General features: G+C 70.2%; 26 protein-coding genes and 1 tRNA gene. 13 read left to right on the top strand and 14 right to left on the bottom strand.

Annotated elements, in window-relative coordinates; genetic code table 11:
• The first annotated feature begins 47 nt into the window (after positions 1 to 47).
• Entirely contained in the window at positions 48 to 1,157 is a 1,110-nt protein-coding gene (gene serC / locus H9633_RS09245) for a phosphoserine transaminase (protein ID WP_191712864.1), read from the top strand.
• A gap of 112 nt (positions 1,158 to 1,269) precedes the next feature.
• On the opposite strand, the gene H9633_RS09240 is transcribed toward serC, so the two are convergent.
• Together H9633_RS09240 and H9633_RS09235 are read right to left on the bottom strand one after the other, a co-directional pair.
• Positions 1,270 to 1,878, bottom strand: coding sequence for a DUF3027 domain-containing protein (locus H9633_RS09240; RefSeq protein ID WP_191712863.1), 609 nt, complete (start codon positions 1,876 to 1,878; stop codon positions 1,270 to 1,272).
• Positions 1,862 to 2,242 (bottom strand): cold-shock protein, encoded by a 381-nt coding sequence (locus tag H9633_RS09235; protein WP_071640579.1) that lies wholly within the window; start codon positions 2,240 to 2,242, stop codon positions 1,862 to 1,864. The genes H9633_RS09240 and H9633_RS09235 overlap by 17 nt, the downstream gene beginning before the upstream one ends.
• Positions 2,243 to 2,342: 100 nt before the next feature.
• Between H9633_RS09235 and H9633_RS09230 the strand changes: the two genes are divergently transcribed.
• From H9633_RS09230 to H9633_RS09220, 3 genes are read left to right on the top strand one after another with little or no spacing between them, the layout of a single operon-like run.
• On the top strand, positions 2,343 to 2,618 hold the full coding sequence (locus tag H9633_RS09230) for a multidrug ABC transporter ATPase (protein ID WP_071640578.1): 276 nt from the start codon (positions 2,343 to 2,345) through the stop codon (positions 2,616 to 2,618).
• A gap of 2 nt (positions 2,619 to 2,620) precedes the next feature.
• Positions 2,621 to 4,294 (top strand): helicase-associated domain-containing protein, encoded by a 1,674-nt coding sequence (locus H9633_RS09225; protein ID WP_191712862.1) that lies wholly within the window; start codon positions 2,621 to 2,623, stop codon positions 4,292 to 4,294.
• Between the two features lie 45 nt (positions 4,295 to 4,339).
• The gene (locus H9633_RS09220) at positions 4,340 to 5,980 is read left to right on the top strand and encodes a DNA repair helicase XPB (protein WP_191712861.1); all 1,641 of its coding nucleotides are present in this window, start codon (positions 4,340 to 4,342) and stop codon (positions 5,978 to 5,980) included.
• A 15-nt stretch (positions 5,981 to 5,995) separates the two neighbouring features.
• Here the strand turns inward: H9633_RS09220 and H9633_RS09215 are convergent, their stop codons facing one another.
• Positions 5,996 to 6,136 carry a hypothetical protein gene (locus H9633_RS09215; RefSeq protein WP_191712860.1) on the bottom strand — a complete coding sequence of 47 codons (141 nt, stop codon included), beginning with the start codon at positions 6,134 to 6,136 and terminating at the stop codon, positions 5,996 to 5,998.
• 9 nt (positions 6,137 to 6,145) lie between these two features.
• Entirely contained in the window at positions 6,146 to 7,069 is a 924-nt protein-coding gene (locus H9633_RS09210) for an alpha/beta fold hydrolase (RefSeq protein ID WP_191712859.1), read from the bottom strand.
• A 106-nt stretch (positions 7,070 to 7,175) separates the two neighbouring features.
• Here H9633_RS09210 and H9633_RS09205 point away from each other — a divergent pair, with 106 nt between their 5' ends.
• The 4 genes from H9633_RS09205 to H9633_RS09190 all read left to right on the top strand — a co-directional run bounded on the left by H9633_RS09205 (position 7,176) and on the right by H9633_RS09190 (position 10,606).
• Positions 7,176 to 7,712: a TetR/AcrR family transcriptional regulator gene (locus tag H9633_RS09205; protein WP_191712858.1), complete on the top strand. Its 537-nt coding sequence runs from the start codon at positions 7,176 to 7,178 to the stop codon at positions 7,710 to 7,712.
• 55 nt (positions 7,713 to 7,767) lie between these two features.
• Positions 7,768 to 8,460: a response regulator transcription factor gene (locus H9633_RS09200; protein ID WP_071640566.1), complete on the top strand. Its 693-nt coding sequence runs from the start codon at positions 7,768 to 7,770 to the stop codon at positions 8,458 to 8,460.
• Between the two features lie 22 nt (positions 8,461 to 8,482).
• Positions 8,483 to 10,201, top strand: coding sequence for a sensor histidine kinase (locus H9633_RS09195; protein WP_191712857.1), 1,719 nt, complete (start codon positions 8,483 to 8,485; stop codon positions 10,199 to 10,201).
• Between the two features lie 117 nt (positions 10,202 to 10,318).
• Positions 10,319 to 10,606 carry a WXG100 family type VII secretion target gene (locus H9633_RS09190; protein ID WP_071640562.1) on the top strand — a complete coding sequence of 96 codons (288 nt, stop codon included), beginning with the start codon at positions 10,319 to 10,321 and terminating at the stop codon, positions 10,604 to 10,606.
• Between the two features lie 79 nt (positions 10,607 to 10,685).
• On the opposite strand, the gene groL is transcribed toward H9633_RS09190, so the two are convergent.
• From groL to H9633_RS09170, 4 genes are all read right to left on the bottom strand, one after another.
• Complete coding sequence (gene groL / locus H9633_RS09185) at positions 10,686 to 12,302, bottom strand: chaperonin GroEL (RefSeq protein WP_071640560.1); 1,617 nt, start codon at positions 12,300 to 12,302, stop codon at positions 10,686 to 10,688.
• 126 nt (positions 12,303 to 12,428) lie between these two features.
• Positions 12,429 to 13,004, bottom strand: a complete 576-nt coding sequence (locus H9633_RS09180; RefSeq protein ID WP_318247242.1) for a LytR C-terminal domain-containing protein — start codon at positions 13,002 to 13,004, stop codon at positions 12,429 to 12,431.
• Between the two features lie 76 nt (positions 13,005 to 13,080).
• Positions 13,081 to 13,338 carry a DUF3263 domain-containing protein gene (locus H9633_RS09175; protein WP_071640558.1) on the bottom strand — a complete coding sequence of 86 codons (258 nt, stop codon included), beginning with the start codon at positions 13,336 to 13,338 and terminating at the stop codon, positions 13,081 to 13,083.
• Between the two features lie 9 nt (positions 13,339 to 13,347).
• Positions 13,348 to 14,340, bottom strand: coding sequence for a DUF2332 domain-containing protein (locus tag H9633_RS09170; RefSeq protein ID WP_191712856.1), 993 nt, complete (start codon positions 14,338 to 14,340; stop codon positions 13,348 to 13,350).
• An 82-nt stretch (positions 14,341 to 14,422) separates the two neighbouring features.
• On the opposite strand from H9633_RS09170, the gene msrB reads away from it, so the two are divergent.
• On the top strand, positions 14,423 to 14,827 hold the full coding sequence (msrB, locus tag H9633_RS09165) for a peptide-methionine (R)-S-oxide reductase MsrB (RefSeq protein ID WP_071640554.1): 405 nt from the start codon (positions 14,423 to 14,425) through the stop codon (positions 14,825 to 14,827).
• Positions 14,824 to 15,465: a nitroreductase family protein gene (locus H9633_RS09160; protein ID WP_191712855.1), complete on the top strand. Its 642-nt coding sequence runs from the start codon at positions 14,824 to 14,826 to the stop codon at positions 15,463 to 15,465. Before msrB ends, H9633_RS09160 begins: the two co-directional genes overlap by 4 nt.
• A gap of 1 nt (position 15,466) precedes the next feature.
• On the opposite strand, the gene H9633_RS09155 is transcribed toward H9633_RS09160, so the two are convergent.
• Complete coding sequence (locus tag H9633_RS09155) at positions 15,467 to 16,372, bottom strand: DMT family transporter (RefSeq protein ID WP_071640587.1); 906 nt, start codon at positions 16,370 to 16,372, stop codon at positions 15,467 to 15,469.
• A 114-nt stretch (positions 16,373 to 16,486) separates the two neighbouring features.
• On the opposite strand from H9633_RS09155, the gene H9633_RS09150 reads away from it, so the two are divergent.
• Complete coding sequence (locus tag H9633_RS09150) at positions 16,487 to 17,140, top strand: SOS response-associated peptidase family protein (protein ID WP_191712854.1); 654 nt, start codon at positions 16,487 to 16,489, stop codon at positions 17,138 to 17,140.
• A 45-nt stretch (positions 17,141 to 17,185) separates the two neighbouring features.
• On the opposite strand, the gene H9633_RS09145 is transcribed toward H9633_RS09150, so the two are convergent.
• Positions 17,186 to 17,261, bottom strand: a tRNA-Thr gene (locus tag H9633_RS09145).
• A gap of 54 nt (positions 17,262 to 17,315) precedes the next feature.
• On the bottom strand, positions 17,316 to 18,275 hold the full coding sequence (locus H9633_RS09140) for a DsbA family protein (protein ID WP_071640552.1): 960 nt from the start codon (positions 18,273 to 18,275) through the stop codon (positions 17,316 to 17,318).
• A 212-nt stretch (positions 18,276 to 18,487) separates the two neighbouring features.
• On the opposite strand from H9633_RS09140, the gene H9633_RS09135 reads away from it, so the two are divergent.
• Both H9633_RS09135 and H9633_RS09130 read left to right on the top strand, forming a co-directional pair.
• Positions 18,488 to 19,591, top strand: a complete 1,104-nt coding sequence (locus tag H9633_RS09135; RefSeq protein ID WP_071640550.1) for an ABC transporter ATP-binding protein — start codon at positions 18,488 to 18,490, stop codon at positions 19,589 to 19,591.
• A 67-nt stretch (positions 19,592 to 19,658) separates the two neighbouring features.
• A complete protein-coding gene (locus H9633_RS09130) occupies positions 19,659 to 20,963 on the top strand; it encodes a DUF4032 domain-containing protein (RefSeq protein WP_191712853.1) in 1,305 nt (434 codons plus the stop codon).
• Between the two features lie 2 nt (positions 20,964 to 20,965).
• Here H9633_RS09130 and H9633_RS09125 read toward each other — a convergent pair whose 3' ends face one another.
• From H9633_RS09125 to cysS, 3 genes are read right to left on the bottom strand one after another with little or no spacing between them, the layout of a single operon-like run.
• A complete protein-coding gene (locus H9633_RS09125; RefSeq protein ID WP_191712852.1) occupies positions 20,966 to 21,604 on the bottom strand; it encodes an NAD(P)-dependent oxidoreductase in 639 nt (212 codons plus the stop codon).
• Positions 21,605 to 21,663: 59 nt separating this feature from the next.
• Positions 21,664 to 22,668, bottom strand: coding sequence for a 23S rRNA (guanosine(2251)-2'-O)-methyltransferase RlmB (gene rlmB / locus H9633_RS09120; protein WP_071640544.1), 1,005 nt, complete (start codon positions 22,666 to 22,668; stop codon positions 21,664 to 21,666).
• Positions 22,661 to 24,097, bottom strand: a complete 1,437-nt coding sequence (cysS, locus tag H9633_RS09115) for a cysteine--tRNA ligase (RefSeq protein WP_191712851.1) — start codon at positions 24,095 to 24,097, stop codon at positions 22,661 to 22,663. Before cysS ends, rlmB begins: the two co-directional genes overlap by 8 nt.
• Positions 24,098 to 24,141: the final 44 nt, after the last annotated feature.

Genomic DNA, 24,141 nt, shown 5'->3' with positions numbered 1-24,141 from the left:
CCGTCACAGGGCGCGGTTCCCGAGCGCGCCACCTCTACAATCGACCCATGTCGATCGAGATCCCCCGCGAACTCCTGCCCGCCGACGGACGCTTCGGCTGCGGCCCCTCGAAAGTCCGCGCCGCGCAGGTGCAGGCCCTCGCCGCGGCGGGTGCCGACCTGCTCGGCACGTCGCACCGCCAGGCGCCGGTGAAGAACCTCGTCGGCAGCGTGCGCGAGCGCCTCGCCGCGCTGTTCCGCCTGCCGGAGGGTTACGAGATCATCCTCGGCAACGGCGGGTCGACGGCGTTCTGGGATGCCGCGGCCTTCGGCCTCATCGAGCACCGCAGCCAGAATCTCGTGTTCGGGGAGTTCGGCGGCAAGTTCGCCAATGCTGCCGCCGCACCGTGGCTCACCGCGCCGGACGTGCGCACCGCCGACGCGGGCTCGCTGACCGCTGCGGAGGTCGTGGACGGCGTCGATGTGTACGCCTGGCCGCACAACGAGACGTCGACGGGCGTCGCAGCACCCGTGCGACGGGTCGTCGCCGACGGGGCGCTCACCGTCATCGACGCCACCAGCGCCGCCGGAGGCATCGATTTCGACGTCACCCAGGCCGACGTCTACTACTTCGCACCGCAGAAGAACCTCGGCTCGGACGGCGGGCTGTGGTTCGCTGCGGTGTCGCCGGCCGCCATCGACCGGATCGAGCGCATCGCCGCATCGGGCCGGTACATCCCCGAGTTCCTCAGCCTGAAGAACGCGGTCGACAACTCGCGGCTGAATCAGACCCTGAACACGCCGGCGCTCACCACGCTGCACCTGCTCGACAGCCAGCTCGAGTGGATCCTCGCGGCCGGCGGGCTCAGCTGGGCGGCTGCACGCACCGCGGAGTCGTCCGGGCTCCTCTACGACTGGGCGGCCGCCTCGGACGTGGCGACCCCGTTCGTCGACGACCCGGCGCACCGGTCGCCGGTGGTCGCCACCATCGACTTCGACGACAGCGTCGATGCGGCGGCTCTCGCGAAGACGCTGCGCGCGAACGGCATCGTCGACACGGAGCCGTACCGCAAGCTCGGTCGCAATCAGCTGCGCGTGGCGACCTTCGTGTCGATCGAACCGGATGACGTGCGCCAGCTGATCCGCTCGATCGAGCACGTGCTCGCACACCGAGGCTGAAAGCGGCGCGCTCGCCACACCACCCCCGTGCACCGACGCCCCCTCTGATCCGATCGGATCAGAGGGGGCGTCGTGGTCGAGGGGATCCCGTTCGGCACGGCGACCGCATCGGTCACTCGGACTCGTCGGGGTCCTCGTCATCGTCGTCGGACTCGTCGTCTTCGGACTCGTCGTCGTCTTCGGACGCGTCGTCTTCGGACTCGTCGTCGCTCTCCTCGGAGGCGTCTGCGTCGAGGGAGTCGTCGAGCTCGTCGATGTCGACACCGTCGACATCGCCGGCGTGCAGGCGCGGCGAGACATCCTCGTCCGAGTCGTCCTCGGGATGCTCGTCATCGGAGTCGTCGTCCTCGGAGTCGTCCTCGTGCGAGTCGTCGACGGGGGCGTCGGCGGTCTGCGCGGCGAGCTCGGCCTGGTGCGCGCGGTACTCGGCGAGGCGCTCGGCCCACGGCACCCAGTCGGGCGCGAGCAGCGCGCCGTCGCCCGGCATCAGCTCGACCTCCAGCACCGTCGGCTCGGAGTCGTCGACCTGGGCGACCGTGACCGTCCAGAACCAGCCCGGATATCCGGGCAGACGGTTCTGGAAGCGCAGCGAGACCGCCCCGCTCTCCTCCACCGAGTACCCGGCAGAGGGGCCCACGGTCGTCGGCGGGGTGATCTCGTGCAGCGCCGCGAGCGCGAGCTCGCGCGCGGTCTCGGCGAGGGCGTCAGGCGTCGAGGTCATCAGCGACCTTGCGCAGGACAGCGGCGACTGTGCGGCTCCGGGTGGCGGAGGGGTAGCGGCCGCGGCGGAGATCGCCGCCCATCTCGTCGAGCATCCGCACGAGATCCTCGACGATCACGGCCATGTCGTCGGCGGGCTTGCGAGCGGCCTTCGCCAGGCTGGGCGGGGCGTCCAGCACCCGCACCGAGAGCGCCTGCGGACCTCGGCGACCATCGGCGAGGCCGAATTCGACGCGGGCGTTCTTCTTCACGGAGACGCCCGCAGGAAGGGCAGAGGCGTGCAGGAAGACGTCCTGGCCGTCATCGGATGCGATGAAGCCGAACCCCTTCTCGTCGTCGTAGAACCTGACCTTGCCGGTGGGCATGGGCGAACCTCACTGAAACACGGAGCGGAGACGTCGCGCGGCGGCGCGACCCCTCCAGCCTACCCGCCCCCTCGTGCCGCCAGGGGATACGCTGAGAGCGATGACCAAGCATGACGACACCAGCGCGCCGCAGACCGGGCGGCTCGAGCGACTCCTCGCCTTCACCGCGCTCGTCCTGGCTGCGGTGTCCGTGATCTGCTTCTTCTCGATCATCATCGGCACTGCCGTCGGCATGGATCAGTCCGCGTTCGGGCGAGGCATCTGGCCCTTCGTCGCCGGGCTGCCCCTGTTCGGCCTGCCGATCGCCTTCCTGATGATCATCACGCTGCTCGTGCTCAGCTGGGCTCGCAGGGGACGCGCGGGTTCCGGATCCTGACCATGAGCACACACGCCCGTCCGCTGGCTGACCAGCTCGCCTCGGCGAGCGACGCGCAGCTGGAGCGGGTGCTGCGTGAGCGGGCCGTGCGCCCCGAGGTCGGGTGGACCGACTTCTTCGACGCCGCCGAGGCGCTTCTCGAACCCGCGTCGATCGAGCGCGCCCTGGCGCGTCTGAGCAGGGCCGAGGCGCGCGCGCTGCGCGCCGCAGCGCCGGATGACCGCGTCCGCCTCGGTGATGCCGCGCTCGGGCTGCTCGATGTCGACGGACGGATGCTGCCCCCGGTGCGCACGCTCGTCCAGGACCTGCCCGAGATCCCGGATGCCGAGGATGCGCCCTCCGCGCCGGCATCCGACATCGACTCGGCGCGCGCCGCGGAGCGCGCGTTCGCGACGATCGGCGGGCTGGCAGAGCTGCTGCTCGCCGCCCGCACGACGCCGCTGGCGCTGGTGGCGACGGGGGCGCTGAGCGCAACGGAGAAGCGCCGACTGGTCGATGACGGAGACCTCGACGAGCTGCGCGACCTCGCCGAGCTCGCGGATCTCGCGCGGCCCGTCGAGCGGGAGCTGCGCCTCACCGCCGACGCGCAGCGCTGGCTGGATGCCTCCTTCCCCGAGCGCTGGGCGCACGTGGCCTCTCACTTCGCGCACTCGCTGGCTTCGGGCATCCGCGGCGCCGCGGCATCCGACTGGCCGCTGCTGCACCCCTGGGATCCGCACTGGCCGGCACGAGCCGCGCACCTGCGCGAGCTGGCGTGGCGGATCGGACTGCTGGCCGGGGGGCCCGATGGCGGGTGGACGGTGCCGGAGTGGGGCGCCGCACTGCACACCGGTGAGCCCTTCGACAGTTCGGCGCTGCAGGCGCTGCTTCCCTCCGAGGTCGACCGGATCTTCCTGCAGAACGATCTCAGCGCGATCGCCCCGGGACCGCTGCAGCCCTCCCTGGACAATCGCCTGCGCACGATGACAGAGCACGATCCCGCGCAGGCCTCGTCGTACCGCTTCACCGCGGCGTCGGTCTCGCGCGCGTTCGTCGAGGGAGGCACCGAGGAGGGCATCCTCGCCTTCCTGCAGGAGATCTCGCTGACCGGCGTTCCGCAGCCGTTGGAGTACCTCGTCGGGCAGACGGCGGCGCGGCACGGCCTCGTCCGGGTGCGTCCGGATGCCGAGGGCGGCACGGTCGTGACGAGCGCAGACGCGCACCTGCTCGCGGCGATGGAGATCGATCGGAACCTGCGTCCGCTCGGTCTGATCCGCGAGGACGACGCGCTGATCTCGCGGGTCGGCGCCGAGGCGGTCGCCTGGGCACTGACGGACGCCCGCTACCCGGCGACCCTCGTCGACCGCGAGGGCCGCAGCGTCGCCGCGAGGCGTGCTCGAACCGCCGACGCCGACGTGCAGGACGACAGCGGATACGACGTCCTGATCGCTCGGCTGCGCTCACACCAGGGTCCGGATGCGGATGCGGCGTGGCTCGACCGCGAGCTGGAGGCCGCCGTGCGGGCGAAGACGGTCGTGATCGTCGAGGTCGCGATGCCGGACGGCTCGCGACGCGAGCTCACTCTCGAGGCGTCGGGCCTCGGCGGCGGGCGCCTGCGCGGCAGGGACCGGGCTGCGGATGTCGAGCGCACTCTCCCTGTGCGCAGCATCGTGTCGGTGCGGGTGGCGCAGAGCTGACCGGGTTCAGGCCCCCGGCGTCGGTGCCAGGTAGACTGGTCTGCTATGTCTGATGGCCCCCTGATCGTCCAGAGCGACCGCACCGTGCTGCTCGAGGTCGCGCACGCCGACGCGGAATCCGCGCGCCACGAGCTGGCGATCTTCGCCGAGCTGGAGCGAGCGCCCGAGCACATCCACACCTACCGCATCACGCGACTGGGGCTGTGGAACGCCCGCGCAGCCGGGCACACCGCCGAAGACATGCTCGAGACCCTCGACCGCTGGTCGCGCTTCCCCGTGCCGCCGTCGGTGGCGGTCGACCTGCGCGAGACGGTGAACCGCTACGGTCGGCTCGTGATCGAGCGCGACGACGAGGGCCTGCTGGTGCTGCGCTCCACGGATCCCGCTGTGCTCGCACAGGTGGCGAACAACAAGCGCATCCAGCCGCTGCTCGTCGGGCACCCCTCCTCCGACAGCTACGTCATCGACGCCTGGGCGCGGGGCCAGATCAAGCAGGAGCTGCTGAAGATCGGCTGGCCCGCCGAGGACCTCGCCGGGTACACCCCCGGCACCCCGCACGAGATCGATCTCGACGAGGACGGCTGGGCGATGCGGCCGTACCAGCGTCAGGCGGTCGACGCGTTCTCGAAGGACGGCTCAGGCGTGGTCGTGCTGCCGTGCGGCGCGGGCAAGACGATCGTCGGCGCCGGGGCGATGGCCGCGACCAGGACGACGACGCTGATCCTGGTGACCAACACCGTCTCCGCGCGGCAGTGGCGCGACGAGCTGCTCAAGCGCACCTCGCTCACTCCCGAGGAGATCGGCGAGTACTCCGGTCAGGCCAAGGAGGTCAAGCCGGTCACGATCGCGACGTACCAGATCCTCACGGCGAAGCGGAAGGGACAGTACGCGCACCTGTCGCTGCTCGACGAGATGGACTGGGGCCTCATCGTGTACGACGAGGTTCATCTGCTGCCCGCCCCGGTGTTCAAGCTGACGGCAGACCTGCAGGCGCGCCGCCGCATCGGCCTGACGGCGACGCTCGTGCGCGAGGACGGCCGGGAGGGCGATGTGTTCAGCCTGATCGGCCCGAAGCGGTTCGACGCGCCGTGGAAGCAGATCGAGGCGCAGGGGTTCATCTCCCCCGCGGCCTGCTACGAGGTCCGCGTCGACCTGCCGCCGAGCGACCGGCTCGAGTACGCCGCCGCCACCGACGACGAGCGCTACCGCCTGGCGGCGTCGGCCCCGGCGAAGATCACCGCGGTGCGCGAGCTGATAGCGAAGCACCCCGGCGAGCGCATCCTGGTCATCGGGCAGTATCTGGATCAGCTCGAGAGCCTGTCGCAGGCGCTGAACGCGCCCCAGATCACCGGCGCGACTCCGATCGATGAGCGCGAGGAGCTCTACCGGCAGTTCCGTGAGGGCGAGATCTCCCTGCTGGTGGTGTCGAAGGTCGCGAACTTCTCGATCGACCTTCCCGAGGCGTCCGTCGCGATCCAGGTGTCGGGCTCGTTCGGCTCGCGGCAGGAGGAGGCGCAGCGTCTGGGCCGACTGCTGCGACCCAAGCAGTCGAACCACACCGCCAGCTTCTACACCCTCATCGCTCGCGACACGGTCGACCAGGACTACGCGCAGAATCGGCAGCGCTTCCTCGCCGAGCAGGGGTACAGCTACACGATCATGGATGCCGTGGACCTGGCGGCCTGAGCCACCGGACCGACCTCAGCGGCTCTCCGCGCCGGGCTTCACGCCGCAGCGCCAGCACGGCGCGGCGGGGTCGTCGAGCAGGGCCCCGCATTCGGGGCACACCTTCGACAGCCAGCAGGCGCTGTCGCCGCGCTGTTCATCGTCGACGTCGTCCATCAGGCGAGGCTACCCCCGCTGGGCGGCGACGCCGGCGTTGCGGGCGAACCAGTCGAGGCAGAGGTCGGCGACGGCGTCCGGCGCATCGTCGACGATGAAGTGCGCGGCGCCGTCGACGAAAGCCAGGTCGAAGCGGTCGGCGTACCGATCGGAGCCACGACAGATGCGGCGGACCGTCTGCTCGGCGAACGGTCCGTCCTGACGCCCGAACACCGCGAGCATGGGTGGCCGCAGCCGACGGCGCTGGTAGTACCCGCTGGACAGGCGGATCGCCTCGGGGACGATCATGCCGCGGTAGAGCCGGCGGACGGCCGCGCCGAACCCGGCACGCGCCTGCACCCGCAGGTACCCGTCCAGGACGTCGTCCGTCAGGGGCTTCGCGGCGTACTGCGGGCCGAACAGCCAAGAGAGCGAGCGTCCCTGCCGATGCCTCAGCAGGGCGGGCATGTGCGTGAAGGCGGGGAGGAGCTTGGTGCTGAACGTCATGAAGCCGGGTGGCACCGCGAGCTGCACGACCGAGCGAACCCGCTCCGGATGCGCGTAGGAGACCTGGCCGGCGACGACGGCGCCGAGGTCGTGACCGACGACGTGTGCGCTGTCCACGCGCAGCACATCGAGCACCGCGACGAGGTCGGCGAGCATAGAGGTGCGACCGATCTCGGGGTCGTCGGCCTCCGTCCATCCCGAACCGCGCAGATCGGGGCAGATCACGCGGTAGCCGTGCGCGGCGAGTCGCGGCGCGATGCGTCGCCACTCCCACCAGTGCTGTGGGAAGCCGTGCAGCAGCACGACCGGCTCCCCGTCGCCCATCACCGCGACGTGGCTGCGCAGACCCGGAGTCTCGATGACCAGGTGCTCGAAGCCCGGCGCGATCGGGAGCGGAGGAGACCAGTCGCGATGAAGCGACGGCTGCGGCGATGCCGGTACGTCCATGATGAGCCTCCCAGTTGCTCAGCGGGTCGGCAGCGGCCCTGTACCTCAGGCTACTACTTTCATAGTAGTTTGTCACTATGGAAGTAGTAGTGAAGAGGGTCGCCTCGTGAGCAGCACCCGTCGCCGCGCGTTGGAGGCTGCCGTCGAGCTCATCGGCAGCGAGGGCATCCGCGCGCTCACGCACGGCAGAGTCGACGCGGCGGCGGCCCTCCCCGCCGGATCGACGTCGAATCATTTCCGCACGAGGGCGGCCCTGGTCTCCGGGGTGATCGAGTGGATGGCCACCGCGGAGCGAGAGGATGCCGGGGCCCCTGCGATCCGCTCCCGCGACGAGCTCGTGGCCGCTCTCAGCCGGATGATCGAGGTGCAGTCGGGGCCCCTCGCCGGTCGCACCAGGGCGAGGTACGCGCTGTTCCTCGAAGCGGACGAGGACGCCGCCCGTCCCCTGCGCGCGCAGCGGCTGGGCATGGAGGCATGGATCCGCGGCATCCTGCTCGAACTCGGCGGTGTCAGGGCGGCCGCCCGCGCGCCGTTCCTGATGGCCGCCTGCGACGGCCTGCTCCTGCACCGCATCACGGTCGACCCGACCGCGCCGGTCGACGACGTCGTCGCCGTCGCGGTGGACGCGGCCCTGGCATCCTGACCCCCGCGCCGAACACAATCAGCGCATGCAGGGGCGAAGTCACCATAATGGGGGCATGACTGATGCGCGAATCCTGGTCGTCGACGACGAGCCGAACATCCGCGACCTGCTCTCCCGAGGTCTCAGCTTCGCCGGGTTCACGGTGCGGACGGTGGCCAACGGGGCGGCCACCATCTCGGCCGTCCTCGAGGAGGAGCCCGACCTCATCATCCTCGACGTGATGCTGCCCGACATGAACGGCTTCAGCGTCACCAAGCGCCTGCGCGGCGCTGGCTTCACCGCGCCCATCCTCTTCCTCACCGCCAAGGACGACACGCAGGACAAGATCGAGGGCCTGAACTCGGGCGGCGACGACTACGTCACCAAGCCCTTCGCGCTCGACGAGATCGTCGCCCGTGCGCAGGCGATCCTGCGTCGCACGATGCAGACCGACGAGGAGTCGCTGATCCGCGCCGGAGAGCTGTCGATGGACCAGGACACCCACGACGTCTTCGTCGGCAAGGTGCCGATCGAGCTCAGCCCCACCGAGTTCAAGCTGCTGAAGTACCTCATGCTCAACCCGAACCGCGTGCTGTCGAAGGCGCAGATCCTCGACCACGTGTGGGAGTACGACTTCAACGGCGACGCGGGCATCGTGGAGAGCTACATCTCGTACCTGCGCCGCAAGATCGACCCGCACACCGAGGAATCGGTGATCCAGACCAAGCGCGGCTTCGGCTACATGCTCAAGGTCGGCAAGTCCGCGTAGCGGACCCCGGTCCGAGACCGTCATGGCAGGCGAGCCCGACTCCGTCACCCGGTGGTGGCGGCGGATCAGCCTGCGCGCGAAGGTCACCGGCGTCACCGTGGCCGTGCTCGCCCTCGGTCTGATGATCGCCGGCATCGGCACGGTGCCCATCCTGCGCGGCGCGATGGTCAACAACATCGACTCGCAGCTGCCGGCGCTCGCCACCACGGGTCAGGCGGAGCGCTTCTTCGACGTGTCGGCCGACGGCGGCAGGCTGCTGTTCGAGCCGACCGAAGTCGCACCGCGCCCCACCGAGTTCATGGTCGCGTTCTACACGGCGAACGGCGAGTTCGTGGCCGAGGCCGGCGGTCAGGCATCCGGCCCTCGCCCCGAGTTCCCCGAGGTCTTCACCCTGCAGGACACCGTCGCGCAGGGCGACCAGGTGATCACCCTGAACGGCGACGACGGCGAGACGTACAGCGCGGTCGCCTCTGCGCAGTCGGCGCAGGAGCCCCAGGGCCTCACGTACGTGCAGATCGTCGCCCTGCCGCTCGACGAGGCCGACCGCATCGTGGCCACCTACGTCGCGGTGTACACCACGGTCGCCCTGGTCACCATCCTGCTCGCCGCGCTGCTCACCCGCGGACTCGTGACCCTGACCTTCCGCCGGCTGGGACACGTGGAGTCGACGGCCATGGCGATCGCCGCCGGCGATTTCAGCCAGCGCCTCACCGACCTCGAGCCGACCACCGAGGTGGGCCGGCTCAACTCGGCCATCAACACCATGCTCGATCGCGTCGACCGCTCCCTCGCGCAGCGCGACCGCACCGTGCAGAACATGCGGCGATTCATCGGCGACGCCAGTCACGAGCTGCGCACCCCGCTGGTGAGCGTGCGCGGCTATGCCGAGCTGTACCGGATGGGGGCGATCACCGGCGAGGAGGACACCGCGCGGGCGATGGAGCGCATCGAGAAGGAGGCGATCCGCATGGGCGTGCTCGTCGAGGATCTCCTGGCCCTCGCGCGCCTCGACGAGGAGCGCTCCAGGGAACTGCAGATCGAGCCGCTCGACCTGCGGCCCATCGCCCGGGATGCGGCTCTGGACCTGCGGGTGACCGCCCCCGGACGCACGATCACCGTCATCGACACCACGGCCGACGAACTCGCGGCGCCTCGGCTGCATGCGAAGGCGCCGATCAGCGCGCCGACCGCGCCGCCGACGAGCGTCGAGACGCCGCGTCCGGCGAACCCGCTGGCCCGCCTGCGGCGACGTCCGAAGACGGCGGTGCCCGTTCCCGAGATCGACTTCACCGAGGCGACGGATGCCCCGGTGCGTACGCCCCCGATCGTCCTCGGGGAGGACAACAAGGTGCGGCAGGTGATCACGAACCTGCTCGGCAACGCGCGCCGGTTCTCGCCCAGCGACAGCCCGATCGAGCTCGTCGTGGGCGCCGATCGAAGCCGGGGCGTGGGCACCATCTCGATCGTCGACCACGGCGAGGGCATCCCGCCGCAGATCCGCGAGCAGATCTTCGAGCGGTTCTGGCGGGCCGATACCTCACGTGCGAGGGAGACCGGCGGGTCGGGCCTGGGGCTCGCGATCGTCGCGTCGATCATCGAATCGCTGCACGGCTCGGTCTCGGTCGAGGAGACTCCGGGCGGCGGAGCGACGTTCATCGTCGCGCTGCCGCTCGCCCCGAGCCGGTCCACTCCCGCGCATCTGCTGGAGGAGACGCAGCCGATCGAGCGCCTGGACCGCTGAGCACGACCCGCCCTGCACATCCGCGGCCCACGGCGACTTGTGCACGGATGCCGTGCACAGGCGCCGTGGCGCATCGGGCATCCTCCTAGTCTCGAAACCCCATCGAGAGGAGCCCCCATGTCCGTCTTCACCGTCGACACCGACGCCGTCCAGGCCGCCAACGGCGCCGCGTACGCGACCATGGAACGGCTGCAGAGCGAGTCCGCCGCGCTCATGGCGCAGCTGAACCAGCTGCAGTCGTCGTGGACCGGCACCGCGGCCGCCGCGTTCCAGCAGTGCAGCGAGCAGTGGCGCGGAGCGCAGATGCACGTCGAGCAGGTGCTGGGATCGATCAGCGGAGCGCTCGGCTCGGCTGCGGCGCAGTACGCCGACGCCGACCAGTACTCGGCGAGCCTGTTCCGCTGATGCAGGCCTAGTCCACGCACGCAGAATGCCCCCTGCCGGAGGCAGGGGGCATTCGAAGCAGTGCTTCAGATCCTCGGGATCAGAAGTCCATGCCGCCCGACGGGTCAGCCGGCATGGCCGGAGCCTTCTCGGGCTTGTCGGCGACGACGACCTCGGTGGTCAGGAACAGGCCGGCGATCGACGCCGCGTTCTGCAGCGCCGAGCGGGTGACCTTGGCCGGGTCGATGATGCCCTGTGCGAACATGTCGCCGTACTCTCCGGTGGCCGCGTTCAGACCGTGGCCGGCGGGGAGCTCGGAGACCTTGTGCGACACGACGCCCGGCTCGAGGCCGGCGTTGATCGCGATCTGCTTCAGCGGAGCGCCGGTCGCGACGCGGACGATGTTCGCACCGGTCGCCTCGTCGCCCTCGAGGTCGAGGGTGTCGAGCACCTTGGCCGACTGCAGCAGCGCGACGCCACCACCGGCGACGATGCCCTCCTCGACGGCGGCCTTCGCGTTACGGACGGCGTCCTCGATGCGGTGCTTGCGCTCCTTGAGCTCGACCTCGGTCGCGGCGCCCGCCTTGATGACGGCGACGCCACCGGCCAGCTTCGCGAGGCGCTCCTGCAGCTTCTCACGGTCGTAGTCGCTGTCGGTGTTCTCGATCTCGCGACGGATCTGGGTGACGCGGCCCTCGATGGCGGACTGCTCGCCCGCACCCTCGACGATCGTGGTCTCGTCCTTGGTGACGATGACCTTGCGTGCACGGCCGAGCAGGTCGAGCGTGGTGTTCTCGAGCTTGAGGCCGACCTCTTCGGTGATGACCTGGCCGCCGGTCAGGATCGCGATGTCCTGCAGCTGGGCCTTGCGACGGTCACCGAAGCCGGGCGCCTTGACGGCCACCGACTTGAAGATGCCGCGGATCTTGTTGAGCACGAGCGTCGCGAGAGCCTCGCCCTCGACGTCCTCGGCGATGATGACGAGCTCCTTGCCGTCCTGGATCACCTTGTCGACGACCGGCAGCAGGTCCTTGATGTTGCCGATCTTCTGGTTGGCGATGAGGATGTACGGGTCCTCGAAGACAGCCTCCTGGCGCTCCGGGTCCGTCACGAAGTAGGGGTTCAGGTAGCCCTTGTCGAAGCGCATGCCCTCGGTGAGCTCGAGCTCGGTGCCGAAGGTCTGCGACTCCTCGACGGTGACGACGCCCTCCTTGCCGACCTTGTCGATGGCCTCGGCGATGAGCTCGCCGATGGCGGGGTCAGCGGCCGAGATCGACGCGGTGGCGGCGATCTGCTCCTTGGACTCGATCTCCTTGGCGCTCTTCAGCAGGTCCTCGGTGATGGCGGCGACGGCCTTCTCGATGCCGCGCTTGAGCGAGATGGGGTCGGCGCCGGCTGCGACGTTGCGCAGACCCTCGCGGACCAGGGCCTGAGCGAGGACGGTCGCGGTGGTGGTTCCGTCACCGGCGACGTCGTCGGTCTTCTTGGCGACCTCCTTGACGAGCTCCGCACCGATCTTCTCGTACGGGTCGTCGAGCTCGATCTCCTTGGCGATCGACACGCCGTCGTTCGTGATCGTGGGAGCGCCCCACTTCTTCTCGAGCACGACGTTGCGACCACGCGGGCCGAGGGTCACCTTGACGGCGTCGGCCAGGGTGTTCAGGCCGCGCTCGAGGCCACGACGGGCCTCCTCATCGAAAGCGATGATCTTTGCCATGAGTCTTTCGTCCCTCCCGGACGTAGGCGATGGGGTATTAGCACTCCAACTGTTCGAGTGCTAACACCAGTCTGGCACTCGACCCATGAGAGTGCAAGCTGCGCGTCCGGACGGACGGACCGCGCGTCAGGGCGCGGGCGTCTCGGCGGCGGGGTCGGACGTCGCCTCGTCCACGCCGATCACGACCGTAAGCTGCGGTCGCTCGGAGTCGTTCATCGCGGCGTAGAAATCGCTCTGCTGCACATCGACTCCGCCCAGCACGTCGGCGAGTCCGAGGGCGGCCCCCTCGTCGGCATCCTCGACGTAGAACACGGTCGTCTTCGAGAACTCCTGCGACGCGCCGTCGCTGCCGAACACGTCGTCGGTCGACCATCCCTCGGCGAGCAGCTTCTCGCGCACCTCCGCGACCCGCCCCTTCTCCGACGTGGCGTTGAGGATCAGCACGCGATACGACGTGTCGACCTGGGCGACGACACCGGGCTGGGTCGCCACCGGGGCCGCCTCGTCTCCGCCGAACAGCGAGATGCGATCCATCATCACCAGCGACACGAAGATCCCGCAGACGATGAGCACGAGCGCGACGGCGGCCGACCACAGCAGCACGACGAGACCGTTCATCCCCGGCTGCTCGGCGCGGTGCGCGCCGACGCGTCCGGTGGCGCGCGCAACGTCGTCGAATCGATCGCGGGAGAGCTTCTGCACCCCTCGATGCTAGCGGGCGGTCGCCGAGAGTCCACACGGAGCGGAGCGCGCCGCAGGGGCCTGCAGGACGGCGTCGTCAGCCGACGAAACCGCGCATGCGCGCGGTGCGCTGCACGGCTCGCGAGTCACGCAGCCGGCGCAGTCGGCGCACGAGCAGCGGGTCGAACTCCAGCGCCGCCTCTGTCTCGATCAGCCGACCGAGGAGCTGGTAGTAGCGCGCCGGACTCATGCCCAGCTGCGCGCGGATGGTCTCCTCCTTCATGCCGCCGTGGCGCGGCCAGGCCGCCTCCAGCGTCAGAATCGCGCGATCGCGATCGGATAGTCCACCGAGCATGCGCCCAGGCTACGCGGCATCCGGTCCGATCCCCGGATGCCACTCCCACCAGCGCCCGAGCGGGTCGGCGTCAGCGACCACGCGTGCGTCGAGAGCGACCGCGAAGCCACGGAACGCGGCGGGATCGATCGCCGGCCGCCAGGCGTCGTGCAGCGCGGGGGGATCGATCGTGACCCAGTGCGCGTCCAGCGCGCGGATGCGCTCGATCAGCTCCAGACGGCGCGGTCGGGGCAGGTAGACGAGCACGCCGGGTGTGGTGATGACCAGCTTCGCTCCCGCAGGAGCTTGGGCGACCACCGCCTCGAGCTGCTCGACCGCGTCGCCGGAGCGCAGCATCGGCGGGTCGGCCGCGACGATCGCCATGGCCGCGGCGATCCGCTCGCTGCGCTCGTGCTCCCCCGGCCAGATGAGCGACTCGAGCCAGGTGCGATCGGCGGGCGAGCGCACGTCGATCGGGTCGAGGTCGATGCCCGCACGCCAGGTCACCTCCGGCACACGCAGCTCGGGCAGCCCGCCCGACACGGCGCTGCGCAGGCGCACGGCCGACGGCCCGTCCGACGGGTCGAGGAGACGTCGGGCGCGGCCGTCCGCGCCGTCGATCCGGAACGAGTACCGGTCGGGATACAGGCACAGGCCCGCCGCGGCGCCCAGCTCGAGCAGCGCGATCGGCCCTTCGATCAGGCTCAGCGCCGGCAGCAGCGCGGCCAGCCGGAGCGGCTCGTTGATCTGCACGCCGCGACGCGCGCATTCCGTCACCAGTTCGTCGGCGTGCGCGAGCACGAAGTCGCGCCATGGCCGGTAGCCGCCCACGGGCGCACCGAGCAGTCGCGACACGGCGAACACCAGCGGAGGCTGCCGCTGCTGCGGCGTCAGCCGCTCGAGCACGCCCTGCACGGCGGCATCCGTCGCGACCCCCGTCGCCCACTCGACGTACACGTCGCTGCGTCCTGGCGCCTCCGCGCGGGCGAACCGGTCGTAGCGCTCGGCGACAGCATCCGTCATTCCGCCATTGTCCCAGCGTTCAGCCCGCGCCGGTCGAGCACCCCACGGCCCGCGCGGGTCGCAGAAGCGAGAGAATGGATGCATGGGTTACAGCGTGAACAAGACGGATGCAGAGTGGCGCGCCGAGCTCGGCGACGATCAGTACGCGGTGCTGCGCACAGCGGCGACGGAACGCCCCTGGACGGGAGAGCTGCTCGATGAGGAGCGCGCCGGGCTCTACACCTGCGGCGCGTGCGATGCGGAGCTGTTCCGCAGCGGCACGAAGTTCGACTCGGGCTGCGGGTGGCCGAGCTTCTACGAGTCGGTGCGCCCCGAGGCCGTGGAGCTCATCGAGGACACCTCGCTCGGCATGGTGCGCACCGAGGTGCGCTGCGCGGCGTGCGGGTCGCACCTCGGCCACGTCTTCCCCGACGGGTTCGGAACCCCCACCGGCGACCGCTACTGCATGAACTCCGTGGCGCTGTCGTTCACCCCCGACCCCTCGTGAGCGCGCTCGACGCCGTCCGGCGCCGAGCGTCGTGGTCGCGCGTGACCGATGATGCCCCGACCCGCGAGCAGCTGCTGCCGCTGGTCGAAGCGGCAGGGCGCGTGGCGGACCACTCGTCGCTGCGCCCCTGGCGGCTGATCGAGCTGCGCGGCGATGACCGCCTGACGCTGGGCGCCGCACTGGCGAAGGCCGACGGAGACGACAAGCCCTCAACGAAGCCGATGCGCGCCCCGCTGCTGCTCGCCGTCGTCGCCTCGTACCGCAAGAGTGACAAGGTGCCGCGCTGGGAGCAGGAGGCGGTGGCCTCGGGCGTCGCGCACACCCTCAGCCTTCTGCTGGACGAGGCGGGGTGGGGCGTCATCTGGCGCACCGGAGGTCTGACCCGCACGAAGGCCGTCGCCGAGGCGCACGGCCTGAAGAAGAACGAAGAGCTGCTGGGCTGGCTCTACGTCGGCGGCAAGCCCGACGGCAAGCAGCCCGGTCGTCGCAAGCCGGTGGACGCCGACGCCCTGCTCGGGGCCATGCCGGCGGCATCGACGAAGGACGACGCCCCGGCGAAGGGCGATGCCCTGAAGAGGGCCAGCGCTCCGAAGAAGAAGAAGAAGAAGGACAGGGCGTCGAAGCGCGGGTCGCGCTGACTCAGCGCCGCCGTGGCACGGCGGCGACCACCGATGCCGCCGCGACCACGATCATCGCGGCGAGCTGCCACGTCGCCGGGCCGCGGTCGACCGGCCAGACGACATCGATCACCACCGACGTCACCAGCTGTCCGAGCACGCTGCCGAGCCCGAGCAGCAGCACGCCGGTGTACGGCACCAGCCAGGCGCCGAGCAGGATGTAGGCGAAGCCGAGCAGGCCGCCCAGGTACAGCCACGGCTCGGCCGGGAGCGCGCCGGGCATCCCCCTGGTCGAGACGCTGACCGCGGCACCCGCCAGCAGCACCACGGTGCCGGCGACGAAGCTCATCAGCGTGGCCGTGAGGGGCGACGCGACCCGGCGGGCGAGGCGACCGTTCGCCGCAGCCTGCCACGCGATGCCCGCACCGGCCGCGAACGGGAGCAGCAGCAACCACAGCGGCGCGGTCGCGAGCACGTCTCCGCCCAGCGAGATGCCGACGGCGGCGAGCGCGAGCGCACCGCCGATCACGCGCCCCGGCGTGACGGCGACGATCCCCGAGGGGCCGACGCCGATGCGGTCCAGCAGCAGGCCGTGCAGCGTCTGGCCCGCCACCACGCCGACGGTGAACAGCGACACTCCCAGCACACCGGCGACGAGTCCCTGCGTGGTGACGGTCAGAGCACCGCACGTGCCGCCGAGAAGCATCCAGAACGGGATGGTGCGGGAGCGGATGCCCGTCAGCAGCCGCCCGAGGCCCGCTCGCCCGGATGGCAGCGCGAGCACCACCACGACGAGGAGACCGAGCCCCACCGCGAAGGAGATGAGACCGGCGACGATGCCGTCGTCGATGCGCACGCCGAGGACGCCGTTGATCCGGGCCTGGATGGCGGTCATCGAGCCGATCGCGACAGCGCCGCCGAGGGCGATCCAGGCGGGCAGCGGGCGAGGGGGCGTCACTCGCTTCAGACTACCGGGCCGAGCCCAGCTCATCGCTCGCGCGGGTGTCTGCACCGCGTCGCCGCTCGCCGATACTCTGTGGGCATGTGCGCGAGCTACGGACTGGATCCCCGTTTCACCGACGCCGAGGGGCTGGCCGACGCCGACGAGGCCGTGCTCGACGGACTGCGCTCGTGGGCGCAGCACAACGCGGGCGAGACTCTGCGACCGACGGGGAGGAACCTGCGGAACCTGAATCCCGTGGTCACCGCGACCGACGGCGCAGCCGCCCTCGAAGCCGCCTGGTGGGGATTCCTCGTCGATGGACAGCCGGCGAGGTTCCCGTCGATCAACACCCGCTCCGAGCGTCTGCAGGACCGACCAGGTGCGCTGCGTACGCGCGGCCTCGTCCCGGCGACAGGCTGGTACGAGATGCAGAAGCCCGAGCGGATCTGGCACGAGTTCGGTCTGGGCCGGGGAGTGCTGTTCTCGATGGCCGCGGTCACCCAGCGCGGCCGCACCCCTGACGGCGACGGGGTGACCTGCTACTCGATCGTGATGCGTCCCGCTCCCCCGCACCTGGCGGACATCCACGACCGGATGCCGGTGCTGATCCCCACGGCGTTCGCCGACGACTGGCTGCATGGCGACCCCACCCGCGATCTCATCGACGAGGCGCTGCTCGCGGCCGCCGGTCTCGACGAGCGGGTCGCCGCCGTGCCGCGCGGCGACGACAGGGGCGCGCAGACCCTCTTCTGATGCGGACGAGGCACGCGCCCCTCGCGGGTGCACGTGCCTCGTGTGTGGAGCCGACTACGGGACTCGAACCCGTAACCCCCGTATTACAAGTACGGTGCGCTACCAATTGCGCCAAGTCGGCGAGCCGCCATCCAGCATAGCGACGGCAGGCGGGTCGCCCGCGCTGTCGAGCAGATCAGGAGGCGGGCGTCGTGGTCGGGGTGGGGGTCGGGGTCGGCTTCGTGGCGCCGAAGTACTCGTCGCTCGCGATGGTGAGCACGAACTGCGAGAACTCGGCGGGGTCGTTCAGAGCCCCGACATAGGACTTGCCGCCGACGAGGATCAGCGCCTCGTTGTTCAGCTTCATGTCGTCGGTGCCCGGCAGCGGGCCCTCGAGAGCTCGATCGGTGGCGGCCTTCGCCCACGACACGAAATCCTGCTTCTCGATGCACGAGCGCACCTTCTTGGCATCCGACACACCGACCGCGACAGCCAGGTCAGCCAGATCGGCGTCGCTGCGACCGTCGCTGTCAGGCTCCGGCTGACCGGTGAGCAGCTCGTGGTTGTAGTCGTAGAAGCTGTTCGGCGCGTAGCTGGCGACGCACGCGGCCGCGGCGGCCGCACGCAGCGAGTACTTCGTCCCGTTGGAGCTGGCGGTGAGCAGGGCGACCGGGTGGTAGGTCACGGTGACGGCCCCCTCCGAGATCCAGCCGGCGAGCTGACGCGCGTTCGCACGCTCGAACTCCGCAGCTCCCGCCGAGAGATAGTCGACGTAGATGTGGATCTCGGTGGGCTTGGCTCCCGCGGTGGCGGACGGATCCGGTGCCGGGGTCGCGCTCTCACCCGTCTCCGCCGCGCTCTCCGTCGGCGCCGGTGTCGCTCCCGGTGCGGACGGCGCCGCAGAGACCTCGGTCACCGTGACGCCGTCGTCGGACATCCCGCTGGGGCTGAGCTGCGGCTTCGAGATCGACGAGCTGACGGCGTAGGCCACGGCGGCGCCGATCGAGCCGACCGCGAGGATCGCGACGAGACCGATGATGAGCCGCCGCATCAGTCGTGCCCGAGACTGCTGGGCGTGCACCAACTGTGCCTTCTCCCGCACCGCTTCGCGCGAATGGCGAGCGACGGGGACGTTCGGCGTTTCGTCGCTCGACATCGTTCCTCTTGAAGATCGGGTGGGAAGGGTGATCCCGCGGCCGCGGAGACTGCGGCGCCGGGTTCGATGCTAACCAGGCAGCCTGAGAAATACCCAGACGCGCTCGGTCGTGCCATACTGATCCCGACCCGATGGCGGGTCACGGCGGGCAGCGTCCGCCGCTTCCATCACAACGGATCGTCCGGCACGTACCTGCCGGTGAAGGAGAAACCATGGCCACCGTTACGTTCGACGACGCCACCCGCCTGTACCCCGGCGGCACTCGCCCCGCGGTCGACAAGCTGAACATCGAGATCGCCGACGGCGAGTTCCTCGTCCTCGTCGGCCCGTCCGGCTGCGGAAAGTCGACATCGCTGCGCATGCTCGCCGGCCTCGAAGAGGTCAACGGCGGCCGCATCCTGATCGGCGACCGCGACGTCACCGACGTGCCGCCGAAGGACCGCGACATCGCGATGGTCTTCCAGAACTACGCGCTGTACCCGCACATGACCGTGGCCGAGAACATGGGCTTCGCGCTGAAGATCGCCGGCATCGGCAAGGAGGAGCGCGCGAGCCGCGTGCTCGAGGCCGCCAAGCTCCTCGACCTCGAGGAGTACCTGAACCGCAAGCCGAAGGCCCTCTCGGGTGGTCAGCGTCAGCGCGTCGCCATGGGCCGCGCGATCGTGCGCCAGCCGCAGGTGTTCCTCATGGACGAGCCGCTGTCGAACCTCGACGCCAAGCTGCGCGTGCAGACGCGCACCCAGATCGCCTCGCTGCAGCGCCGGCTCGGCGTCACCACGGTCTACGTCACGCACGACCAGACCGAGGCCCTGACGATGGGCGACCGCATCGCGGTGCTCAAGGACGGCATCCTGCAGCAGGTCGGCACCCCGCGCGACCTGTACGAGCGGCCGAACAACGTCTTCGTGGCCGGCTTCATCGGCTCGCCGGCGATGAACCTGTTCTCGGCTGACCTCGCCGAGGGCGGCGTGCGCTTCGGCACCGAGATCGTGCCGCTCGACCGCGACACCGTCGGGCGCGCCACCGGCAGCCAGGTCACCGTGGGTGTGCGCCCGGAGGACATCACCGTCGGTCCCGCCGACGGGAAGGGCCTCTCGGTCGTCGTCGACCTCGTCGAGGAGCTCGGCGCCGACGGCTACCTGTACGGCCACACCGAGATCAACGGCAAGCGCACCGACATCGTCGCCCGCGTGGACGGCCGCAGCCACCCCAACGCCGGCGAGACGGTCACGCTGGCGGCCAACGCCGGCCACGTGCACGCGTTCGACATCGAGTCGGGCGAGCGCCTCAACGACAAGCCGGTCGTCTCGGCCTGACGAATCAGCACACGCGGCGCGGGCAGACCTGTCGGTCTCCCGCGCCGCGGTGTTTTCCGGAGGAAACATGCAGGAGTCGCTGCGCATCACCGCCAGCTCGATCGATCCGGGGCTGCTGAGCCTGCCGTGGTCGACCCCGCTCGGCAAGTGGCCGTCCGAGCACATCGTGTCGCTGCCGAAGGGGCTCTCACGCCACCTCGTGCGCTTCGCGGATCTGTCGGGACGCGTCGTTGCGGTCAAGGAGACCACGGCGGAGATGGCGCAGCGCGAGTACGACATGCTCGGCAACCTCGGCCGCCTCGATGTGCCCTGTGTCAGCCGGGTCGCGGTGATCGCCGGACGCACGGATGATGACGGCAGGGCGCTGCCCGCCGCGCTCGTCACCTCGCATCTGCGCTTCTCGATGCCCTATCGCGCGCTGTTCACCCAGGTGCTGCGTCCGGACACGGCCACCCGCCTGGTCGACGCGCTCGCCCTGCTGCTCGTGCGGCTGCACAACGTGGGGTTCTACTGGGGAGACGTCTCCCTGTCGAACACCCTGTTCCGGCGCGACGCCGGCGCGTTCGCCGCATATCTGGTGGATGCCGAGACAGGTGAACTGCACGAGGAGGGACTGACCGACGGTCAGCGCGCATACGACCTCGACCTCGCGCGCACGAACATCGCCGGAGAGATCATGGACCTCGCCGCCGGCGGCCGTCTGGAGCGCGGTGTGGATGCTCTCGAGATCGCCGACGGCATTGTCTCGTCGTATCGGTCGCTGTGGGCGGCGCTCACCGACGAGGAGACGTTCTCGACCGGGGAGACCTGGCGCATCACCGAGCGCGTCGAGAAGCTCAATGCACTCGGCTTCGACATCGACGAGATGTCGATGGAGACCACCGCCGACGGCACGACCGTGCGCATCCAGCCGAAGGTTGTCGACGCCGGGCACCATCAGCGACGGCTGATCCGCCTCACCGGTCTCGACGTGGAGGAGAACCAGGCCCGTCGGCTGCTCAACGACCTCGACGAGTTCCGGGTGCGCTCGACCAAGGCATGGACCGAAGAGGAGATGTACGCGCACGAATGGCTGACCCGCGTGTTCGAGCCGGTCGTGCGCGCCATCCCCTACGACCTGCGCGCCAAGCTCGAGCCCGCCGAGGTGTATCACCAGGTGCTCGAGCACCGCTGGTACCTGTCGCAGGCGCAGTCGCGGTCGGTGCCGCTCGCCGAGGTGCTCACGAGCTACATCAACGACGTGCTGCGGCACCGTCGCGACGAAGCGACCATCATGGGACCGCCCACCGAATCGTTGGGCGTTCCGGTCGAAACCGGTTCGGTCGAGGTCTCAGACGACACCGCCGCGATCGACTGGCGCGACCTCGTCTAGCGCTAGTAGCCGACCGCGAAGCGGTCGTTGCGATGCTTGGGCTGCTCGATCTCGTCGACGACGGCGATCGCGAAGTCCGCGCCCGAGATGGTGGAGTTCCCGTCGGCATCCCGAACCAGCACGTCGCCGCCGTCCCGGTAGCGGCCGGTGCGCTCGCCTTCTACCCAGGGACCGAACACCTCGGCAGGATGGATGAAGAACCACTCCAGGTCATCGGTCTGCTGCAGCAGCTCGAGCGAGTCGATGCCCACCTGCGCCTCGTGCTTGTACTCCTCGGGGAAGCCCTGGTCGAACAGGCGCGGTCCGCCCGGGGCGACCAGGCTGCCGCCTGCTCCGCCGACGACGCCGAGGCGGCTCGGGGTGCCGGCGAGCCTCTTGATCAGGCCCCGCAGCGCCCCGATGACCTCGTTCTCCATATCGCCGCGCGGTGAGAGCGCAGAGACGACGGCGTCAGCACCGTCGAAGACATCCCCGAGGGCGTCGAGGTCGAGCACCGAGCCCTGCACGTACTGCGCGCCGTCGAGCGGGGCGTCCGGCGCCTGACGGGAGATCACCGTCACCTCGTGCCCTCGGCTCACCGCCTCGCGGGCGATGTGCGATCCGGCGTAGCCGGTTCCTCCGATGACGACGATGCGGGACATCCGTGTTCCTTCCGATGCTCGAACGGGTTCACCGAGTACAAGTCGCGCGGGTGCGCGTCCTATTCCGCGGCGGCTCGGACGGTCGACACCTGGTACAGCGCGACGGATGCCGCGATGCCGGCGTTCAGCGACTCGGTCGCCGACGAGATCGGGATCGACACGATCTGATCGCAGGTCTCGGTGACCAGGCGCGAGAGTCCCTTGCCCTCCGAGCCGACCACGATCACGACGGGACGATCGGCGAGCTCCAGCGCGGGAAGCGCGACATCTCCCCCGCCGTCGAGACCGAGCACGAACACGCCCTGCTTCTTGAACTCCTTCAGCAGCGTGGTGAGGTTCGCGGCCAGAGCGACGGGCAGGCGTGCAGCCGCCCCGGCGCTGGTCTTCCACGCCGCGCTGTTCACGCTCGCCGAGCGGCGCTGCGGCAGGATGATGCCGTGACCGCCGAACGCTGCGGTGGAGCGGATGATCGCGCCGAGATTGCGCGGATCGGTGATGCCGTCGAGGGCCACGAACAGCGGCATCTCACCGCGATCGATGACCTGCTCGAGCAGATCCTGCGGGTGCGCGTACTCGTACGGCGGCACCTTCAGTGCGACGCCCTGGTGCACTCCGTCGAACCCGGCCATGCGGTCGAGCTCCTGGCGGGTGACCTCGAGCACGGGGATCTCGCGGTTCCGCGCGATCGAGAGCATCTCCTTGACGCGATCGTCCATCTCGACGCGCTGGGCGATGTAGAACGTCGTCGCGGGGATCTTCGTCCGCAGGGCCTCGAGCACCGAGTTGCGACCGGTGACGGTCTCGGTGTCATCGGTCGCCTTGCTGCGCGACTGACGGTTCATGTCACGGCTCTGCGGCTTCTGCCCGCCCGCCTTGCCCTTGCCGCCGGCGGCGGCGAAGCGCTCCTGGGCGGCCTTGCGCTTGCCGGCGACGTGCCAGCTGCGGTCCTCGGCCTTGGGCGTGGGACCACGACCCTCGAGCGCCTTGCGGCCGAGACCGCCGGTGCCCTTGGTGGCACCCTTCTTCTTGCTGTTGCCCGCTCCGGGGCGGCCAGGCTTAGCCATCGATACTCCAATGCGTTCCGTCCGGAGTGTCCTCCAGAGTGATTCCTGCCGCGGCGATCGCATCACGGATGCGATCGGCCGAGGCCCAGTCCTTCTCCGCGCGCGCCTGCGCGCGCTGGGTGATCATCGTCTTCACGAGCGTGTCCAGGGCGGATGCCTCAGCCCGGTCCGTGGTGTCGGTGTCCCACTCTCGTGCGAGCGGGTCGACGCCGAGGATGCCCGCCATCTCGCGCACCTGCAGCGCCGCGAGCTGCGCGTCGGCGCCGCGGCCGGCATCGAGCATGCTGTTGCCCGCCCGCACGGTCTCGTGCAGCACGGCGAGCGCCTGCGGGACGCCGAGGTCGTCGTCCATCGCGGCCGCGAAGGCGGCCGGCAGGGCGGAGCTCGGCTCCGCTCCCGTCGACGGCGGTTCCGCCGTCGCGAGCCCGGCGGGCCGTCGCGCGGCGCGCTCGAGGAACGACCGGATGCGTCCGAGCGCGGAATCGGCTTCCGCGAACGACGACTCGGTCAGATCCAGGCTCGAGCGGTAGTGCGCGGCGGCGAGGGCGTAGCGCACGACGAGCGGGTGCTGAGCGGAGAGCACATCGGCGGCGAGGGTGAAGTTGCCCAGCGACTTCGACATCTTCTGACCGCCCACCGTGACGAGTCCGTTGTGCACCCAGTACCGCGCGAAGCCGTCACCGGCCGCGGTCGACTGCGCGAGCTCGTTCTCGTGGTGCGGGAAGCGCAAGTCGAGCCCACCGCCATGGATGTCGAACTCCGCGCCGAGGTAGCGCTTCGACATCGCCGAGCACTCGATGTGCCAGCCGGGGCGGCCGCGTCCCCACGGTGAATCCCACACGGCATCCGCCTGCTCGTCGCTCTTCGCGCCCTTCCACAGCGCGAAGTCCTGCGGGCTCCGCTTGCCGCGCGGGTCGGCGTCCGCCGCCGCCTCCATGGCATCCACCGACTGACGGGTGAGTGAGCCGTATTCGGACCACGAGCGCACGTCGAAGTAGACGTCGCCCGAGTCGTCCGCTGCGGCGTAGGCGTGTCCGCGCCCGATGAGGGCGGCGATCAGGTCGTGCATCTGCGGGATGAACCCCGTCGCGCGCGGCTCGTAGGTGGGCGGCAGGATGCCGACAGCGGAATACGCCTGCGAGAACTCCTGCTCCATGCGGTACGCGAGCGCCCACCACGGCTCGGTCTCGGTCGCGTTGGCGAGCACCTTGTCATCGATGTCGGTGACGTTGCGCACGAACGTCACCCGCCCGTATCGGTGCTCGAGCCAGCGACGCAGCAGGTCGAAACTCAGAGCGGCGCGCACGTGCCCGATGTGCGGGCCGGACTGCACGGTGGGACCGCAGACGTACATCGTCACGTTCGAGGCATCGAGCGGGGCGAAGTCGCGCAGCTGCTGCGCGCGAGTGTCGTACAGGCGGATCGTCACTGCACAAGACTACCGGGGCGACGCGTCGCGCACCTGGGCGTGGG

The sequence above is a fragment of the Microbacterium commune genome (assembly GCF_014836945.1).
GTDB classification, from domain to species: domain Bacteria; phylum Actinomycetota; class Actinomycetes; order Actinomycetales; family Microbacteriaceae; genus Microbacterium; species Microbacterium commune.
Note: the sequence above shows the minus strand (reverse complement) of the source record. Positions and strands in the feature narration are given on the sequence as shown.

Bases quoted from the DNA above. Each gene is read 5' to 3' on its own strand.
- H9633_RS09125 (WP_191712852.1), bottom strand. From the start codon at position 21,604: ATGTCCCGCATCGTCGTCATCGGAGGAACCGGCTACGCCGGATCGCAC.
- H9633_RS09240 (WP_191712863.1), bottom strand. From the start codon at position 1,878: ATGACCTCGACGCCTGACGCCCTCGCCGAGACCGCGCGCGAGCTCGCG.
- rlmB (WP_071640544.1), bottom strand. From the start codon at position 22,668: ATGGCTAAGCCTGGCCGCCCCGGAGCGGGCAACAGCAAGAAGAAGGGT.
- H9633_RS09215 (WP_191712860.1), bottom strand. From the start codon at position 6,136: ATGGACGACGTCGACGATGAACAGCGCGGCGACAGCGCCTGCTGGCTG.
- msrB (WP_071640554.1), top strand. From the start codon at position 14,423: ATGGGTTACAGCGTGAACAAGACGGATGCAGAGTGGCGCGCCGAGCTC.
- H9633_RS09190 (WP_071640562.1), top strand. From the start codon at position 10,319: ATGTCCGTCTTCACCGTCGACACCGACGCCGTCCAGGCCGCCAACGGC.
- H9633_RS09225 (WP_191712862.1), top strand. From the start codon at position 2,621: ATGAGCACACACGCCCGTCCGCTGGCTGACCAGCTCGCCTCGGCGAGC.
- H9633_RS09235 (WP_071640579.1), bottom strand. From the start codon at position 2,242: ATGCCCACCGGCAAGGTCAGGTTCTACGACGACGAGAAGGGGTTCGGC.
- H9633_RS09175 (WP_071640558.1), bottom strand. From the start codon at position 13,338: ATGCTCGGTGGACTATCCGATCGCGATCGCGCGATTCTGACGCTGGAG.
- H9633_RS09140 (WP_071640552.1), bottom strand. From the start codon at position 18,275: ATGTCGAGCGACGAAACGCCGAACGTCCCCGTCGCTCGCCATTCGCGC.
- H9633_RS09200 (WP_071640566.1), top strand. From the start codon at position 7,768: ATGACTGATGCGCGAATCCTGGTCGTCGACGACGAGCCGAACATCCGC.
- H9633_RS09170 (WP_191712856.1), bottom strand. From the start codon at position 14,340: ATGACGGATGCTGTCGCCGAGCGCTACGACCGGTTCGCCCGCGCGGAG.
- H9633_RS09220 (WP_191712861.1), top strand. From the start codon at position 4,340: ATGTCTGATGGCCCCCTGATCGTCCAGAGCGACCGCACCGTGCTGCTC.
- H9633_RS09210 (WP_191712859.1), bottom strand. From the start codon at position 7,069: ATGGACGTACCGGCATCGCCGCAGCCGTCGCTTCATCGCGACTGGTCT.
- H9633_RS09135 (WP_071640550.1), top strand. From the start codon at position 18,488: ATGGCCACCGTTACGTTCGACGACGCCACCCGCCTGTACCCCGGCGGC.
- groL (WP_071640560.1), bottom strand. From the start codon at position 12,302: ATGGCAAAGATCATCGCTTTCGATGAGGAGGCCCGTCGTGGCCTCGAG.
- H9633_RS09230 (WP_071640578.1), top strand. From the start codon at position 2,343: ATGACCAAGCATGACGACACCAGCGCGCCGCAGACCGGGCGGCTCGAG.
- H9633_RS09150 (WP_191712854.1), top strand. From the start codon at position 16,487: ATGTGCGCGAGCTACGGACTGGATCCCCGTTTCACCGACGCCGAGGGG.
- H9633_RS09130 (WP_191712853.1), top strand. From the start codon at position 19,659: ATGCAGGAGTCGCTGCGCATCACCGCCAGCTCGATCGATCCGGGGCTG.
- serC (WP_191712864.1), top strand. From the start codon at position 48: ATGTCGATCGAGATCCCCCGCGAACTCCTGCCCGCCGACGGACGCTTC.
- H9633_RS09195 (WP_191712857.1), top strand. From the start codon at position 8,483: ATGGCAGGCGAGCCCGACTCCGTCACCCGGTGGTGGCGGCGGATCAGC.